This window comes from Hydrogenophaga sp. FG152 (genome assembly GCF_057809615.1).
Map to the genome: position 1 here is coordinate 62,005 of NZ_JBMDKH010000001.1, position 15,294 is coordinate 77,298.

Sequence of the window (15,294 nt, forward strand, 5' to 3'; positions counted from 1 at the left end):
CGATGCAGAAAAAGGTCTTGCTCACCGGTTTCGATGCCTTCGGCGGTCAACCGCTCAACCCCAGCTGGCTGGCCGTGCAGGCGCTGCACGGCCGCAAGGTGCTCGGCCACACCGTGGTGGCGGCGCAATTGCCCACCGTGTTCGAGGCCTCGCTGCGCGAGCTGGACGCGCTGCTGCGCCAACACCAGCCCGCCCTCGTCATCTGTGTGGGGCAGGCCGGTGGGCGCAAAGTGTTGTCGCTGGAGCGCGTGGCCATCAACGTGAACGACGCGCCCCTGGCCGACAACGCGGGTGCGAAGCCCGTGGACACGCCGGTGGTCCGCGATGCGCCGGTGGCCTACTTCACCAGCCTGCCCATCAAGGCCATGCTCGCCGCGCTGCATGAGGAAGGCGTGGGCGCCGAGGTGTCGCAGACCGCCGGCACCTTTGTCTGCAACCACGTGTTCTACGGCCTGATGCGCACACTGGCCACGGTGCCAGAACTGGCACACACGCGCGGTGGTTTCGTGCACGTGCCGTGGCTGCCGGAACAGGGGGTGCCGAACATGGCGCTCGACGACATCGTGCGCGGGCTGCGGGTGGCCGTGCGCAGCGCACTGCAGGTGGACCAGGACCACGCGCTGGGCGCCGGCACCACCCACTGAGCCGGCCGGCTCAGGCCTGCCAGACACCGAAACCGGCAGAGCGCAGGTCGATGCCGATCTCGATTTCCTTCTCCACGGCGGCTTCATACCGCATGGGGTTGAAGGCCTCGTAGAGGTCGGGCAGCAGGCGCAGCCCGTACTTGAACACGTAGGCATTGGCCTGGATGCCGGCCTTGTGCTTGTCGAAACGCACGTCCGGGTCGAGGCCGGTCATGCCGACGTAGACGCAGGGTTTGCCGTCGATGTAACCCGGGTTGTTCTTGCGGAATTTGCTTTCGCTCAGCACGTCTTTGGAGAGCTCGATCACGTAGACGTGGTGGTGAGGGCGCGGCATATCCGGTGGATTCTGCCGCGTTCAGCCTGCGGTCATGCCCAGGCGTGAATGGCATCGCGGGTAATTCGAACAGCCCCAGAAATCGGACCCACCTCTCGATGGTGTTCGCCTGACCATCTTGATTCCGCAGCTTGCACACGTCGGTCGCGCGTAGTCGCCCTCGAATGCCACGCCCAGCAGGGCTTGTTGCTGTTCCGGTGTGCGTTGCGCAATCAGTGTGATGAGGCCCTTGCCATCCAGCAAATGAATGCCGTTGCGTCTCGCGAAATCCACCGCATCGGACGTGAAGGTGGAGGTGGTGGCATACGTGCCGCGCTTCAGCTGGTTTGATGCCATGACCCCCAAGAACTCGCGCACCTCCTTCACCCCCACGCGTTTCGACCGCCAGTGCTTGCACTGCACGACCAATGCGGGACCCTGTGCGTGTTTTGAATACAGCCACACGTCCACGCCACCATCCGGGCCATGGGACTGCGTGCGTGCTTCGAAGCCCGCCTGTGCGAACAGCAATTCGCACACCGCTTCGAAGCGCCGCCATTCGATGGCTTGGAAAACCGCCGGGCTCCACTCCTTGAGCGGGCGAGACGTGTTGGCCGCGCCAGCCGTTTCTGCAGCACCTGAATGCCAGATGGCCGTTTCTTCATGCGGGCCCATCGGTTTGACGGATGCGGCTCCGCGCAGACCGGGTTCGACCTTGGGCAGCGGCCGAGCGCGTTCATCGGCAGCCTTGGCCTTCAGCAAGCAGTGAATGCCGACCAGCAGGACCCCCACGCCCATCAAGAACCATGCGAGCGCTCGAAGCGATTGGCCTGCGCTGCCGAGCAAAGGATGACCCGCCATCAACAGTGGGAGCAACCACAAACCGGCACCCAGAAACAAGGCGCGCAACCCCTTCTCGAGAAATGGCTGATGGTCCTTTCTGCGATGTGCCCTTGGAGTCGATGACCTGCCCATGCGAGAAACCCCCGTTTGATTTTTGTTCGGTCGCGGGCATGATGCCGCAGTTCCACAACGCGGGAGGGCGCAATGGCAACAAGCGAGGGCACGAATCGGCGAGCGCGTGCGCTGGGCCGACTGGCGGTGGTGGCCGGTCTCATGATGGCGATGTTGACCGCGTCTGGCCAGACGGTTTACCGATGCGAAACCAGGGGCAAGGCCTCTTACTCGCACGAGCCGTGCGGTGCGACGGCTGCACCAGGCCCCGCTTCAAGCAAACTCCCTGCCGCTCGCGCATTTCGCTGTGATGGCCGCTTGCATTGCTCACAGATGACCTCGTGCAGTGAGGCCAGGCTTTTTCTCAAGCACTGCCCGGGTGTGAAGATGGACGGCGACGGGGATGGCGTTCCGTGCGAGCAACAGTGGTGCACGGGTTTGGCCGATCGGTGAATGGAGCGAGGCGGAGACGTATGCGAGCAGACACGGAACACGGCGAGCCTATTGGAGTGCAGCAGACGCGGGCGCCCGCAGCCACGAAAGGCAAGCCGATTGAACCAATGATGTTGCTCAAGCGTCTCGTGGCGTTCATGGGCGCCATACCGTGGGTGACGTTGGGAGCGGTCGGCACGGGTTGTGGCTTGGCGCTGCTGTATTTCTACTTCCGGTCAATCGAGTTTGTGCCGGCGGACATCCCCGCGATGTTGAGTGCGAGTCTTTTCGTCGGGCTGCTGGCTGCGGCCCTTTGCCTGTACACGGCAGGCTCGCTTCTTGCGCCACTGTGGGCGTACCGAGAAGCCGGACTGGACGATCAAACCGATATCAACAGGCCTTCGTCCCTGTGGACATTGCAGTTGGTCGGAGTCGGTGCGTTTCTGCTTTTCGTCGGGTACCGGTTGTGGCGAGATTGCAAGAATGACCCGGAGTTCGTGCTGGTTCCAGGCGCGGTTTTTGTCTTGATCGGTGGCTTGGGATGGGCGTGGTACCAGATCAAACAGACGGCACACCAGCACCCTTGGTGGCGACGGCAGCTTTCAGCGATCAACGTCTGCTTCTTCGGTGTCTTCCCATTCCTTGCACTCTTCTCCGTTTTGTACCCTTCGCAGGGTGCTGACGGGTGGCATGTCGGTGTCTTCGTCGTAGCCTGGCTGATGGTTGTTCTCGCGACCTCCCTGCTTTTCCACAGACTGCCTCTATGGGGATGCGCCTTGATGCTGATGTTCCTGATGCCGCTTTTGATGATCTCGCTGCCGGGCTTGCAAGGGCGGATCAGCTACCTGCCCACCGTCGTCGCGGAGATGGCAGGTATTCGTGCAAAACAGGTCAATGAGTTGCGCGTGTCGAAAGGCACATGCCATCTGATTCGGAGTGCGCTGACTTCCGCCTCAGCCGCCAAGCCAGTGAATTGCACTGAAGATGCCGACTGGGGCACAGTCCACGCGCAAGTGCTTTCCAACCTCGGCGAGCGCTGGTTGATCGAGGTGCAACTGGACGGCACTCAACCGAAGGGCCGCAACGGTGCGGTGCGCATCACCATTCCAGGTGAGGGCGTCCACACTGTTCGCCAGATGCCCGCGCTATCGACCGCGCAAGCAGGCGGTTGCCGCACTTGAGTTCACACCCTCTCCGTGCGTCCGCCATCCTCTCGCGTGCCCTCAGACCAGGGCCTCAGATCTGAGCCAGTGCAGCCGCCACCTTTCGTGCCGCCACGATCAGGTCTTCCAGCAAACGCGCGTCCACTTCCATCAAGCCCTCGTATTCGCCGAGGTTGCGCTTGTGATGGCAAAGGTCCAGCACGCGCCATACCTCGGGTCCGAGCCCCAGCGTGTGCGGCAGAGCCTGAAAAGCGATGTAGCGATTGCTCGCCCGATAGCCCTTGGCACGAAGGGCCGCCAGACACAGCGCATGGGCTGCGTTGTAGGCGAGGTCGAAGCGGCTCTCCAGCGCCAGTGAAGCGTTGCCTGCATCGGCCAACCGGGCGAGGCCGGTGCGCAAGAGGCCCGCTGTCTCTGCCGCATCGGGCGGCTCGGCCTTGAGCGAACCACCTGGGCGGCTCAGGTTTTCAAGCGGGGTGGGTGGGCTCATGTTGGGCGGATTTCTCCTGGCCGATGAGCCATATCTTGGGCTGTTGCATCACACGGTTGATGAACGCATTGTCGCCATGGAGCCGTGCGCGAAAATCCGCTGCGGTGTAGAGAGCCGGGTTGATCTTGCGTCCCAATGCCAAACCGGCCTCTTCCAGTGCGGCAAACACATCGCCATAGCCCAGCTTGTCGGTGACCACCAGCAAGTCCACATCGCTCTGCGCGTTGTCCTGTTGCTTGGCGATGGAGCCAAACACGAAGGCGCACTCGATCTGCGTGGCCAGTGGCGCCAGCGCGGCGTGCAGAACATCCGCCAAGCCGATGGTCTTGAGCACCAGGCCGCGCAGCTCGGCGAACACAGGGGACGCCGGGTTGGCTTGAAAATGCTTCTGGTTGCCCTGCTGGCGCACGGTCAGCAGTCCGGCGTCCGCCAGTGCAGCCAGCTCGCGCTGCACTGCACCGGCACCCGATCGCGCCATACCGATCACTTCACTGGTGTAGAAGCTGCGGTCGGGTGAGCCGAACAGAACGGCCAGGACGCGTTGCCGCGTCTTCGGAAACAAGGCATTCGCCGCCGCAGAACCTGCCAAGGTGGATTCTTTACCCATATTGGGGTGGATCATACCCAATTTGGGTTTTTGATCGCAAGGATCGCTAGCTGCTCAAAGCCACACCGACCCCGGCCCCGGACTGGTCTCGATCATGTACTCCGGCGAACCGCCCAGCACGAAGGCGCCGAGCACCACGCTGAGCAAGGACATGAACAGGCTGGCCCAGAACGCGGTCCAGAAGCCATCGACCTTGAAGCCGTTCACCACCTTGGCCACCAGCAACAGCATCAGCGCGTTGATGACCAGCAGGAACAGGCCGAAGGTCAGCAGCGTCAAGGGCAAGGTCAGCAGCACGAGCAAGGGCCGCACGATCGCGTTGGCCAGGCCCAGCAGCAGCGCCGACACCACCAGCGATGACGTGCTGCTGAACTGGATGCCCTTGAACACATGGCTCGCCACCCAGAGCGCGAACCCGGTGATGGCCCAGTGCAGCAGGAACGGCGTGAGGTTGGTGAGCATGGTGGGATGTTCCCTCGGATGTGTTTACTTGCCCCAGGAGTCTTTCAACCCCGTCGCCCGGTTGAACACCGGTTTGCCCGCCACGTGGTCCTGGCGGTCCGCCACGAAGTAGCCGTGCCGTTCGAACTGGAACTTGTCGTCCGGCAACGCCTGCGCCAGTGAAGGCTCCACGTACGCGGTCACCACCTTCAGGCTGTTCGGGTTCAGGGCTTCGATGAAGTCCTTGCCACCGGCGTCGGGCTGCGCGTCGAGGAAGAGGCGGTCGTAGAGGCGCACTTCCGCCTGCACGCCGTCAGCCACGCTCACCCAGGTGATGGCGGCCTTGGCCTTCACGCTGTCGGCGCCCGGGGTGCCGCTCTTGGTGCCGGGGATGACCTTGGCATGCACTTCGGTGACCTTGCCGTCCGCGTCTTTCGCGCAGCCGGTGCATTCGATGACGTAGCCGCCCTTGAGGCGCACCACGTTGCCGGGGAACAGGCGCTTGTAGCCTTTGGGCGGCACTTCCTCGAAGTCCTCGCGCTCGATCCACACGGCCTGGCCGATCTTGAACACGCGCGGTGCGGGTTCGGGCTGGCCTTCGGCGATGGCCGAGTGGGGCAGGGCGGGCTGGGTGCAGTCCTCGGTGTGGTCATCGCTGCCGAAGGTCTCGGCCCAGTTGGTGAGCACCAGCCTGACCGGGTCGAGCACGGCCATGCCGCGGTGGGCCTTGTTCTCCAGGTCTTCGCGCAGGCAGCCTTCGAGCGTGCTGTAGTCGATCCAGGAATCGCTCTTGGTCACACCGATGCGTTCGGCGAACAGCTGGATGCTCTCGGGCGTGTAGCCGCGCCGGCGCAGGCCGACGATGGTGGGCATGCGCGGGTCGTCCCAGCCGCTGACTTTGTGGTCGTACACCAGCTGCGCGAGCTTGCGCTTGCTGGTGATCACGTAGGTGAGGTTGAGCCGCGCGAACTCGTACTGGCGCGGTGGCGGGGTCTGCAGCAGGCCGCCTTCGCACAGGCGCTCGAGCAGCCAGTCGTAGAACGGGCGCTGGTCTTCGAACTCCAGCGTGCAGAAGCTGTGGGTGATCTGCTCCAGTGCGTCTTCGATGGGGTGCGCGAAGGTGTACATCGGGTAGATGCACCAGGTGTCGCCCGTGTTGTGGTGCGTGGCGCGGCGGATGCGGTAGATCGCCGGGTCGCGCAGGTTGATGTTGGGGCTGGCCATGTCGATCTTGGCGCGCAGCACCATGCTGCCGTCCTCGTGCAGGCCGTCGCGCATCTCGCGCAGGCGCTTGAGGTTTTCGGCGGGCGTGCGGCTGCGGAAGGGGCTGTCCACGCCGGGCTTGCCGAAGTCGCCGCGGTTCAGGCGCATCTGTTCGGTGGTCTGCTCGTCCACGTAGGCGTGGCCGGCCTGCACCAGGTACTCGGCCGCGCGGTACATGAAGTCGAAGTAGTCGCTGGCCTGGTAGAGGTGCTGCCGGCCGTGGGCCTCCCAGCTGAAGCCGAGCCATTTCACGGCGTCGATGATGCTGTTGACGTACTCGGTGTCTTCCTTCTCCGGGTTGGTGTCGTCAAAGCGCATGTGGCACACGCCGCCGTAGTCGCGCGCCAGCCCGAAGTTCAGGCAGATGCTCTTGGCGTGGCCCACGTGCAGGTAGCCGTTGGGCTCGGGGGGGAAGCGGGTGCGGATCCTGGCCGGGTCGGGCTGGCCCTGGGCCTGGTGCGCGGCGTCGCCGGGGCTGCCAGCCCAGCGGCGGCTCTGGTAGGTGCCTTTGTCCAGATCGTTCTCGATGATCTGGCGCAGGAAGTTGCTGACCTTGTGTTCGCCGTCGGTGGCGGGGGTGCTGGTTTTGTTGCTGGGGTGGGTGGAGCTCATGCGCCATTCTATTGACCCGGCCCGATGTGCACCGCTTTTGGCCGAGTGCTACTTTGGTTCCATGGTGGCGCTTTCCGGTATCGTGGCCGTTCCCGGACGAGGAAGAGGAAGCCCGAGATGAACAACAACGACAACCCCGACACCATGCCCACCGACGAGCCGACGCGGTGGGAAATCACGCAGACGGAGGACGTGTTCCTGCCCTCGGTGCGCGTGCAGCTGGGTTGGCGCGACGTGGAGGCCGCCGTGGAGCGGGGGGCCATCCCGCCGGCCGAGGCGCATGCGCTCTGGGCGTCGTGGGCCTCGCCGGGCAGCCCGCTGCGGGTGGCCGCAGGCGCCTCACCGTCCCCCTCCGTGGTGCCCACGGCGGCCGAGCTCGCCCAGGAAGACCTCGCCGCCGGCTCGGCGGCACCGCCGGCCCAGGCCCCGCGCCCCGCGCTGGACCGGGGCCCGGCGTTCAGCTTCACCAACACCCTCTACTACTTCGGCGGCATGCTGGCCATCGGCGCCATGACGCTGTTCATGACGCTGGGCTGGGAGCTGTTCGGCGCCTGGGGCGTGTTCGTGCTGGCCCTGGGTTACCTCACGGGCGCGCTGCTGGTGGCGGGCAACCTGCTGGAAAAAGGCCTGCGCACGCCCGCCGGTGTGCTGGCCACGCTGGCCGTGTGCCTGGTGCCGCTGGCGGTGTGGGCGTTCCAGTCGGGCATCGGCCTGTGGCCCGAGGGTGGACCCGACAGCTACCGCGACTACCACCGCTACATCGATTGGCGCTGGCTCACGCTGGAACTGGCCACGCTGGCCGCCGCCGTGGTGCTGCTGTACCGCTACAAACTGCCCTTCATGGTGATGCCGGTGGCGGTGACGATCTGGTACCTCAGCATGGACGTGGCGCACATGCTGATGCAGAAGGACGGCTTCGACTGGACATTCACGCGCGACGTGTCCCTGGTGTTCGGCCTGGCCACCTGCGCCATCGCGGTGTGGGTGGATCTGCGCACGCGCACCGCCGACAACGCCGAAGACCGGCAGGACTTCGCCTTCTGGCTCTACCTGTTCGGCGCCATCATGTTCTGGGGTGGCCTGAGCCTGCGCGACAGCGATTCCGAGCTCAACAAGTTCCTGTACGCGCTGATCAACGTGTTCCTGGTGTTCCTCGGCGCGGCCATCGGGCGGCGCGTGTTCACCGTGCTGGGCGCCATCGGCGTGGCCAGCTACCTGGGCTACCTGGCCTACCGCGTGTTCGAAGACAGCCTGCTGTTCCCGTTCGCGCTCACCCTGCTGGGCCTGGGCGTGGTGGCGCTGGGCATCTGGTGGCAGCGCAACGAAGACCGCCTCCACGCCCGGCTGGCCGACTGGCTGCCGGCAGCGCTGAAGCCACTGGCGAGAGCGAAGTGACTTGACCAGGGACACCGAGGGTCCGGCTCCGCCGGCCCCAGGTGTCGCCCCCCTCCCGCCGAAGGCGAGAGAGGGGGGGGCGGCGAAGCCGCGCGGGGGGAGCCTCTTCAATACATCAAGTTGAGCTGCATCACGGCGGTGGTGCCGCTCACTTCGTTGCCCACCACCAGCAGCGGCTTGCCGTTGGGCGAGCGGGTCGCGGGAATGAACACCAGGCCTTCGGGGCCGAGGTCGCCCGCCGTGGCCAGGCTCGGCGGGTTGGTGACCCACTCGTCGCGGGTGTTGAGGTAGTCCACGCGCCTGGGGGACGTGGGGCTGGTGATGTCGTACACCAGCACGCCGCCCATCCGCTCCAGGCCGATGAAGGCGAAGGTCTTGGTGCCGATCTGGCCGAGCGCGATGCCCTCGGGTTCCGGGCCCTTGGCGTCGCTGCGGCTGTCCTTCGCGTTGCCTTCGTCGTGTCCGGCGTTGAAGAAGTCGGCGCAGGGAATGTTGCGCGCGCTGCCCAGCTTGCAGTCGCTGCTGGCGAGGAATTTCTCGATCTCCGCACCCGAGTCCCACACCAGGCCACCGTTGGCGTTCCAGATGCTGAAGGAGCGCGCGCCGTAGCTGTACAGCTGGTCGTACATCAGGCGGTTGCCCAGCGGGTCGGCCACGCCGGCGGCGCTGAACATCATGGGCGAGCCATCGGGGTTGGTGCGGTAGCCCATGGTCCAGCTGATGTTCAGGCGGCCCAGGGCGGCATCGGCGCGGCAGCCCAGCGGGTCGCCGGCAATGGCACCGCAGTAGCCGAAGGTGGCGGGGTTGAGCAGGCCGCCCGCGGCCATGGCGTTGAGCTGCGGCGGCAGGTCGTCGCCCGCGCGGCCCGCCCAGCCGTTCTTGTTGACCAGGTGCTTGACGCGGAACTCCTCGACGAAGCCCTTTGTCGCGTCACCGCCCCAGTACGCCGCGTTGTCTTCGCCCCAGGCGCGCGCGTCGCCTTCGTTGGCGGTGACCAGGTAGGTCGCGCCGCCCACGGTGTACGAGGCCATGGCATCGGGCAGGTACATGCCGCGCACGCCGGGCCAGGTCTTGATGTTGATGGCCCCGCCGTCCGTGTCCGAGGCGTCGAGTTCGTTGCCGGCCACGCCGTGGTCCTTGTAGCCCAGCGGCAGCACGTCGGTGACGGTGGCGGTGGCGATGTCCACCTTGGCCATCGCGTTGTTCTCCTGCAGCGTCACCCAGGCGGTCTTGCTGTCGGCCGAGACGGCGATGTACTCGGGCTCGAAGTCCTTCGCGGCGGTGGCGTTCGGGCCGTAGATGCGCACGCCGGCGGCGCGCAGGGTGGCTTCCTGGCCGTTGAACGCGGTGAAGGTCGCGGTGCGCACGACCGGCGCGGCGGGGTTGCGCACGTCGATGATGCTCACGCTGCCTTCGGGGTCCACCTGGTAGTCGTCGCTGGGCTCGCCCTCGTTGGCCACCAGCACGGTGTTGCCATCGGGCGTGAAGGTCACCATGTCGGGCAGGGCGCCGATGGTGACCGAGCTGATCAGGCTCAGGTCGCTCGCGCGGTACAGCGCCATGCGGCCGGTGTCGGTCTTCACCGGGGCCTGGATGGCCACGGCCACGATGCCGTTGTGCACCGCCACGCTGTTGATCTCGGCGCCGGCCAGCACCGCGGTGGCGTCGATCACGCCGATCTTCACCGGGTTGGCGGGGTTGGCCAGGTTGAGCACATCCACGGCGCCGAGCTGCGCGTTGACCACGAACAGGCGCTTGCTGGCGGCGTCGAAGGCCGGAATCTCCGCCGCGCTCACACCGAACTGGCCCGTGCTGTAGCCGCCGATCTTCTCCAGCTTCAGGCTCACCGGCGTGGCCTCGGGCGTCGGCGTGGTGGGCGCCGGGGCATCGCTGCCGCCACCGCAGGCGGCGAGCACGGCGGTCATGAGCAGCGAGGCGGTGAACAAGCGGGTGGTGGGGGCGCTGGGCAGCAGGGGTCGCATTCGGGCGGTCTCGACGTGGTGGTTGAAAACCACGGTTGTAGAAACCGGCCGTGACGCGATCGTGACTTGTTCGTGTCTTTTTGGTGACGTTTCCCTGGGGCGCGCCGGCCTCACTGCCCGAAGCGCGGTCCGTCTTTCAGGAAGTCTTCTTCCGCGGGCGTGCTGGTGCGCCCGAGCACGGCGTTGCGGTACGGAAAGCGGCCGAAGCGGCCCACGATGTCGCGGTGCAGCCGCGCGAATTCGAGGTTGCGCTCCAGGGTGTCGCGCAGCTCGGGCGCGCAGGTGTCGAGCAGGCGCTGGAAACGCAGCACGCTCTCGGCCTGCAGGGCGGCGTCTTCCGCGTGCATCAGCGGCATGTTCAGGAACACCAGGCCCACGGTGGCGAGTTCGGCGTCCATGCCGCTGGCGTGCGCCTGCAGCGACAGCTGCTGGGCCCGCGCATCGCCCGCGAAGGCGCGCGCCTGGCCCCGGTGCACGTTGCGGGTGAACTGGTCGAGCAGCAGCACCAGAGCGAGCCGCGTGTCGATGCGCGCCTCCCACTCGCCCAGGCCGCCGTCCAGCGCCTGTTCCACCAGCGCGCCAAAACGCTCGCGGATGCGTGCGTCGATCTCGGGACTGCCGCCAAACCAGAGCTCGTCGCGCTTGTCCGAACACCAGCCGCGTTCCAGGCCGTCCCCGAGCCAGAAGTCGAGCACGTCCTGCGCGGTGGGTGGCATGAGGGTTTTCATGGAGGTTTCAATGTAAAGATGGGGCAGGCGTTACGTCTGGCAACGACTTTGACCGAGTATGTGGAACAGGTTAGCGCGGAATTGCCTGTAATACGGTCACGGGGTGCGCAAACCACCCTGCATTGGAGCCCCACATGAACACACAGACCTTGAAAACCCCTTGGAGCCGCACCTCGGCGCTGGCCCGTGGTCTCACCCTCGCCACCCTGGCCGCTGGTGCCTGGGCCTTGTCGGCCATGGGCTCGCAGGCCCACGCCCGCAGCGACGTGCACTGGTCCATTGGTGTGAACACCCCAGGCGTGGTCGTGGGCGTGTCGAACGCGCCGCCGGTCTACTACGCACCGCCCCCCGTGTATTACGCGCCGCCGCCGGTGTACTACGCCCCCCGTCCGATCTACTACGCTCCCCGCCCGGTCTACTACGGGCCGCCGCCGGTGTACTACGCGCCGCGTCCGGTCTACCGCTCCGGCTGGGGCCCCGCGCCACGGTGGGAAGGCCGCCGACACGGCCATCGCCACGATCGTGACGACGACCGCTACGACGGTCGCCGCCGCTGAGCAAGGCGCGCGATCAGGCCGCGCCGCGGGCGATGCGCGCGGCCAGCCGCGCCGCCAGGCGCGAGGTGATGCAATCGCGGTCGAGCACCGGGCAGAGTTCCGCGATGTCGGCCGCGACGACGCGGCCAGACGCCATCACTTGATCGATCAGCCGCTCCACATGGGCCAGCGGCACGCCCAGCGTCGCGGGCGCTGACACCCCCGGGGCCTGCGCCCCGGGCAGTACATCCAGACACACCGTGAGGTACACGGCATCGCAGTGCGCGAGGTCGAGAGACAGCGCCTGCTGCGCGTCGTGCACGCCGCCCGCGTCCTGCAGGTGCTCGTCCAGCCAGTAGCGCGCGCCGATCTGCCGCGCCCGGTCGAACAGGGCCTGGGTGTTGGCGAAACGGCTGATGCCCAGCGCGCGGTAGTTGAAGGCCTGCTGGTGTTGCACGCACCAGTCGTGCATCTGGCGGAAGGGGGTGCCCGAGTTGGCCTGGGCCGCGGTGCGCAGGTCGAAATGGGCGTCGAGGTTGACCACCAGCAGGCGGTTCGTGTCGGGGCGTTTCTTCACGATGCCCTGGAAGGTGCCCCAGGCCATTTCGTGGCCGCCGCCCAGCACCAGCGGCAGGCTCTTGTGCTGAATGGCCTGGGCCACGCGCGCGGCCAGCCGGGTCTGGGCGTCCTCGAGCCCACCTTTCCCGCAGCTCACGTCGCCCGCGTCCCACACCGCGGGCTCGCCCAGCACGGGCAGGTTGCACAGGGCGTGGCGCAGCGACACGGGCCCGCGCGTCGCGCCGGGGCGGCCGCCGTTTCGGCGCACACCCTCGTCCACCGCGAAGCCGATCAGCGTGACGCCGCCGGTGGATCGGGTGGTGGCCGCGCGCACGTGCTGGTGCCAGCGGGTGGTGACGCCGGTCTCTTCGGCGTCCACGCGGCCGCTCCATTCAAAGGGGGGTGCCATGTCCATGGGAAGTCCTTTCCTGTCCGCCCACCACCACGCGGTGGCAGGGGTTGCGGCCAAACCAGTAGGCCAGTTCGTTCGGGTGCTCGAGGCCCCAGGCCACGAAGTCGGCGCGCTGGGTGGCGGCGAGCCGGCCCCGGTCGGCCAGGCCGAGGGCGCGCGCGGCGTTCACCGTGATGCCCTGCACCGCTTCCAGCGGCGTGAGGCGGAACAGGGTGCAGGCCATGCTGGCCATGAGCAGCAGCGAAAGGCCCGGCGAGGTGCCGGGGTTGTGGTCGGTGGACACGGCCAGGGGCACGCCGGCCGCGCGCAACGCCTCGATGGGCGGCAGTTTCGTCTCCCGGAGAAAGTAGTACGCGCCCGGCAGCAGCACGGCCACCGTGCCGGCCGCCCGCATGGCCGCGATGCCCTCGGCGCTCAGGTGTTCGAGGTGGTCGCACGACAGCGCCCGGTAGGAGGCCGCGAGCGCGGCACCGCCCTGGTCGGACAACTGCTCGGCGTGCAGCTTGACCGGCAGACCCAGGCCGACCGCGGTGTCGAAGACGCGCCGCGTCTGCGCGGGTGAAAAACCGATGCGCTCGCAGAAGGCATCGACCGCGTCCACCAGGCCCTGCGCGTGCAGCTCAGGCAGCCAGGCGCAGACGGCGTCGATGTAGCCGTCCGGCCGGCCTTCGAACTCCGGTGGCACGGCGTGGGCGCCCAGGAAGGTGGTGCGCACGGTCAGCGGCAGTTCGGCGCCCAGGCGGCGCGCCACGCGCAGGCAGCGCACCTCGGTCTCGAGCGAGAGGCCGTAGCCGGATTTGATCTCCAGCGTGGTCACGCCTTCGGCCATGAGGCACAACGCTCGCTGCCGGGCGCTGGCCAGCAGCTGCGCTTCGCTCGCGGCGCGCGTCGCGGTCACGCTGGAACGGATACCGCCGCCGGCGCGCGCGATCGCTTCGTAGCTCACCCCTTTCAGGCGCTGCTCGAACTCGGCTGCGCGCTGGCCGCCATAGACCAGGTGGGTGTGGCAGTCCACCAGACCGGGCGTGACGAGCGCACCGCCCAGATCCACCTCGTGGTCGGGCCGGGCCTGCGCGGGCAGATCGGCCAGCGCGCCCACCCAGGCGATGCGGCCGCCCTCGGTGAGCAGGGCGCCGTGTTCGACCAGGCCCCAGCCGTCGCTGCCCCGGTTCGGGTCCAGCGTGGCCAGGCGGGCGTTGCGCCAGAGGGTGGTCATGTCCAGATCGCGACACAGAGGTCGGGCTGGCCCGCACTGGCCTCGCCGCGCAGCACCAGCTGCAGGGCGGCCTCGATGTCGGGGGCGAACAGGCGGTCCTGCGCGTAGAAGGGCACGCGCTGGCGCAGCGTGGCGTGGGTGTGCGTGAGGCGCGGGCTGGTGGTCAGTGGGCGGTGGAAGTCCACGCCCTGCGCCGCGGCCAGCCACTCGATGCCGAGGATGGTCGCGGTGTTGCGCGCCATCTCGTCGAGCCGACGCCCCGCGAAGGTGGCCATGCTCACGTGGTCTTCCTGGTTGGCGCTGGTGGGCAGGCTGTCCACGCTGGCGGGATGGGCGTGCGACTTGTTTTCCGAGGCCAGCGCGGCGGCGGTCACGTGCGCGATCATGAAGCCCGAGTTCAGGCCCGGGTTGTCCACCAGGAAGGGCGGCAGGCCCGAGAGCGTGCTGTCGATCAGCAGCGCGATGCGCCGCTCGGAAATGGCACCGATCTCCGCGATGGCCAGCGCCAGCGTGTCGGCCGCGAAGGCCACCGGCTCGGCGTGGAAGTTGCCGCCCGAGATGACCTCGCTGGTGTCGATGAACACCAGCGGGTTGTCGGTGACCGCGTTGGCTTCGATCAGCAGCGTGCGCGCGGCGTTGGCGATCAGGTCGCGGCAGGCGCCCATCACCTGGGGCTGGCAGCGCAGGCTGTAGGGGTCCTGCACGCGCTCGTCGTTGTCCAGGTGCGAGCGGCGGATCTGGCTGCCTTCCAGCAGCGCGCGCGTGGCCGCTGCCACCGCGATCTGGCCGGGCTGGCCGCGCGCGGTGTGGATGCGTGGGTCGAAGGGCGCGTCGCTGCCCTTGGCGGCGTCCACGCACAGCGCCCCGATCACGGTGCCGGCCTCCAGCAGGCGCTCGGCCATGAAGAGGCCGTGCAGCGCCAGCGCGGTGGACACCTGGGTGCCGTTGATCAACGCCAGCCCTTCCTTGGCGGCGAGCACCAGGGGGGCGATGCCGGCGTTTTTCAGGGCGGTGGTGGCGGGCACGCGCCGGCCTTGCACGAACACATCGCCTTCGCCCATCAGCGCCAGCGTCATGTGCGAGAGCGGCGCGAGGTCGCCCGAGGCGCCCACCGAGCCCTTCACTGGAATCAGCGGCGAGATGCCCGCGTTCAGCAGAGCGAGCAGGGTGTCGATGACCACGGGCCGCACGCCCGAGTGGCCGCGCGCCAGGCTGGCGGCCTTCATGAGCATCACCAGCCGCACCGTGGCGTCGCTCATGGGCTCGCCGGTGCCGACCGAGTGCGACAGGATCAGGTTGCGCTGCAGGGTCTCGAGCTGTTCGTCCGGGATGCGCGTGCGCGCGAGCTTGCCGAAGCCGGTGTTGATGCCGTAGGCCGCGTCGCCTTGGCGCACGATGGCGTGGATTGCCGCGGCCGAGGCCGCGATGCCGGCCTGGGCCTCGGGCGCGAGTTGCACGGGCACGGCCTGCTGCCAGACGGCGCGCAGGTCGCCCAGCGCCATCTGGCCGGGCTGGAGGGTGAGGGTGGAGAGGGTCATGGGAGGAAGT

General features: G+C 67.5%; 16 protein-coding genes. 5 read left to right on the forward strand and 11 right to left on the reverse strand.

Features of this window, described 5'->3' with window-relative positions:
* Positions 1-2 precede the first annotated feature (2 nt).
* The gene (gene pcp / locus ACODTB_RS00295; protein WP_291113456.1) at positions 3-644 is read left to right on the forward strand and encodes a pyroglutamyl-peptidase I; all 642 of its coding nucleotides are present in this window, start codon (positions 3-5) and stop codon (positions 642-644) included.
* Between the two features lie 10 nt (positions 645-654).
* On the opposite strand, the gene ACODTB_RS00300 is transcribed toward pcp, so the two are convergent.
* Complete coding sequence (locus tag ACODTB_RS00300; RefSeq protein WP_291113458.1) at positions 655-978, reverse strand: hypothetical protein; 324 nt, start codon at positions 976-978, stop codon at positions 655-657.
* 21 nt (positions 979-999) lie between these two features.
* On the reverse strand, positions 1,000-1,866 hold the full coding sequence (locus ACODTB_RS00305; protein ID WP_488929033.1) for a restriction endonuclease: 867 nt from the start codon (positions 1,864-1,866) through the stop codon (positions 1,000-1,002).
* 378 nt (positions 1,867-2,244) lie between these two features.
* Here ACODTB_RS00305 and ACODTB_RS00310 point away from each other — a divergent pair, with 378 nt between their 5' ends.
* Both ACODTB_RS00310 and ACODTB_RS00315 read left to right on the forward strand, forming a co-directional pair.
* Positions 2,245-2,364 (forward strand): excalibur calcium-binding domain-containing protein, encoded by a 120-nt coding sequence (locus ACODTB_RS00310; protein ID WP_291113463.1) that lies wholly within the window; start codon positions 2,245-2,247, stop codon positions 2,362-2,364.
* Positions 2,365-2,471: 107 nt separating this feature from the next.
* Positions 2,472-3,524: a hypothetical protein gene (locus ACODTB_RS00315; protein ID WP_291113465.1), complete on the forward strand. Its 1,053-nt coding sequence runs from the start codon at positions 2,472-2,474 to the stop codon at positions 3,522-3,524.
* A 55-nt stretch (positions 3,525-3,579) separates the two neighbouring features.
* On the opposite strand, the gene ACODTB_RS00320 is transcribed toward ACODTB_RS00315, so the two are convergent.
* From ACODTB_RS00320 to ACODTB_RS00335, 4 genes are read right to left on the reverse strand one after another with little or no spacing between them, the layout of a single operon-like run.
* On the reverse strand, positions 3,580-3,996 hold the full coding sequence (locus tag ACODTB_RS00320; RefSeq protein WP_291113467.1) for a hypothetical protein: 417 nt from the start codon (positions 3,994-3,996) through the stop codon (positions 3,580-3,582).
* Positions 3,974-4,618: a nucleotidyltransferase domain-containing protein gene (locus ACODTB_RS00325; protein WP_291113469.1), complete on the reverse strand. Its 645-nt coding sequence runs from the start codon at positions 4,616-4,618 to the stop codon at positions 3,974-3,976. The genes ACODTB_RS00320 and ACODTB_RS00325 overlap by 23 nt, the downstream gene beginning before the upstream one ends.
* A 39-nt stretch (positions 4,619-4,657) precedes the next feature.
* Positions 4,658-5,065 carry a phage holin family protein gene (locus tag ACODTB_RS00330; protein ID WP_291113471.1) on the reverse strand — a complete coding sequence of 136 codons (408 nt, stop codon included), beginning with the start codon at positions 5,063-5,065 and terminating at the stop codon, positions 4,658-4,660.
* Between the two features lie 24 nt (positions 5,066-5,089).
* On the reverse strand, positions 5,090-6,919 hold the full coding sequence (locus tag ACODTB_RS00335; RefSeq protein ID WP_291113473.1) for a glutamine--tRNA ligase/YqeY domain fusion protein: 1,830 nt from the start codon (positions 6,917-6,919) through the stop codon (positions 5,090-5,092).
* A gap of 117 nt (positions 6,920-7,036) precedes the next feature.
* Between ACODTB_RS00335 and ACODTB_RS00340 the strand changes: the two genes are divergently transcribed.
* Positions 7,037-8,314 carry a DUF2157 domain-containing protein gene (locus ACODTB_RS00340; protein ID WP_488929034.1) on the forward strand — a complete coding sequence of 426 codons (1,278 nt, stop codon included), beginning with the start codon at positions 7,037-7,039 and terminating at the stop codon, positions 8,312-8,314.
* A 107-nt stretch (positions 8,315-8,421) separates the two neighbouring features.
* Here the strand turns inward: ACODTB_RS00340 and ACODTB_RS00345 are convergent, their stop codons facing one another.
* Together ACODTB_RS00345 and ACODTB_RS00350 are read right to left on the reverse strand one after the other, a co-directional pair.
* Positions 8,422-10,296 (reverse strand): choice-of-anchor I family protein, encoded by a 1,875-nt coding sequence (locus ACODTB_RS00345; protein ID WP_291113477.1) that lies wholly within the window; start codon positions 10,294-10,296, stop codon positions 8,422-8,424.
* Between the two features lie 110 nt (positions 10,297-10,406).
* Complete coding sequence (locus ACODTB_RS00350; protein ID WP_291113479.1) at positions 10,407-11,024, reverse strand: DUF924 family protein; 618 nt, start codon at positions 11,022-11,024, stop codon at positions 10,407-10,409.
* Positions 11,025-11,158: 134 nt separating this feature from the next.
* Between ACODTB_RS00350 and ACODTB_RS00355 the strand changes: the two genes are divergently transcribed.
* Positions 11,159-11,581 (forward strand): hypothetical protein, encoded by a 423-nt coding sequence (locus tag ACODTB_RS00355; protein ID WP_291113481.1) that lies wholly within the window; start codon positions 11,159-11,161, stop codon positions 11,579-11,581.
* Between the two features lie 13 nt (positions 11,582-11,594).
* Here ACODTB_RS00355 and hutG read toward each other — a convergent pair whose 3' ends face one another.
* The 3 genes from hutG to hutH are packed head-to-tail and all read right to left on the reverse strand — an operon-like array spanning position 11,595 to position 15,284.
* The gene (hutG, locus tag ACODTB_RS00360; protein WP_291113483.1) at positions 11,595-12,533 is read right to left on the reverse strand and encodes a formimidoylglutamase; all 939 of its coding nucleotides are present in this window, start codon (positions 12,531-12,533) and stop codon (positions 11,595-11,597) included.
* On the reverse strand, positions 12,511-13,746 hold the full coding sequence (gene hutI / locus ACODTB_RS00365; RefSeq protein WP_291113485.1) for an imidazolonepropionase: 1,236 nt from the start codon (positions 13,744-13,746) through the stop codon (positions 12,511-12,513). The genes hutG and hutI overlap by 23 nt, the downstream gene beginning before the upstream one ends.
* Positions 13,743-15,284 (reverse strand): histidine ammonia-lyase, encoded by a 1,542-nt coding sequence (gene hutH / locus ACODTB_RS00370; protein ID WP_488929035.1) that lies wholly within the window; start codon positions 15,282-15,284, stop codon positions 13,743-13,745. The genes hutI and hutH overlap by 4 nt, the downstream gene beginning before the upstream one ends.
* Between the last annotated feature and the right edge of the window lie 10 nt (positions 15,285-15,294).

Bases quoted from the DNA above. Each gene is read 5' to 3' on its own strand.
- pcp (WP_291113456.1), top strand. From the start codon at position 3: ATGCAGAAAAAGGTCTTGCTCACCGGTTTCGATGCCTTCGGCGGTCAA.
- ACODTB_RS00300 (WP_291113458.1), bottom strand. From the start codon at position 978: ATGCCGCGCCCTCACCACCACGTCTACGTGATCGAGCTCTCCAAAGAC.
- ACODTB_RS00310 (WP_291113463.1), top strand. From the start codon at position 2,245: ATGACCTCGTGCAGTGAGGCCAGGCTTTTTCTCAAGCACTGCCCGGGT.
- ACODTB_RS00315 (WP_291113465.1), top strand. From the start codon at position 2,472: ATGATGTTGCTCAAGCGTCTCGTGGCGTTCATGGGCGCCATACCGTGG.
- ACODTB_RS00320 (WP_291113467.1), bottom strand. From the start codon at position 3,996: ATGAGCCCACCCACCCCGCTTGAAAACCTGAGCCGCCCAGGTGGTTCG.
- ACODTB_RS00325 (WP_291113469.1), bottom strand. From the start codon at position 4,618: ATGATCCACCCCAATATGGGTAAAGAATCCACCTTGGCAGGTTCTGCG.
- ACODTB_RS00330 (WP_291113471.1), bottom strand. From the start codon at position 5,065: ATGCTCACCAACCTCACGCCGTTCCTGCTGCACTGGGCCATCACCGGG.
- ACODTB_RS00335 (WP_291113473.1), bottom strand. From the start codon at position 6,919: ATGAGCTCCACCCACCCCAGCAACAAAACCAGCACCCCCGCCACCGAC.
- ACODTB_RS00340 (WP_488929034.1), top strand. From the start codon at position 7,037: ATGAACAACAACGACAACCCCGACACCATGCCCACCGACGAGCCGACG.
- ACODTB_RS00345 (WP_291113477.1), bottom strand. From the start codon at position 10,296: ATGCGACCCCTGCTGCCCAGCGCCCCCACCACCCGCTTGTTCACCGCC.
- ACODTB_RS00350 (WP_291113479.1), bottom strand. From the start codon at position 11,024: ATGAAAACCCTCATGCCACCCACCGCGCAGGACGTGCTCGACTTCTGG.
- ACODTB_RS00355 (WP_291113481.1), top strand. From the start codon at position 11,159: ATGAACACACAGACCTTGAAAACCCCTTGGAGCCGCACCTCGGCGCTG.
- hutG (WP_291113483.1), bottom strand. From the start codon at position 12,533: ATGGACATGGCACCCCCCTTTGAATGGAGCGGCCGCGTGGACGCCGAA.
- hutI (WP_291113485.1), bottom strand. From the start codon at position 13,746: ATGACCACCCTCTGGCGCAACGCCCGCCTGGCCACGCTGGACCCGAAC.
- hutH (WP_488929035.1), bottom strand. From the start codon at position 15,284: ATGACCCTCTCCACCCTCACCCTCCAGCCCGGCCAGATGGCGCTGGGC.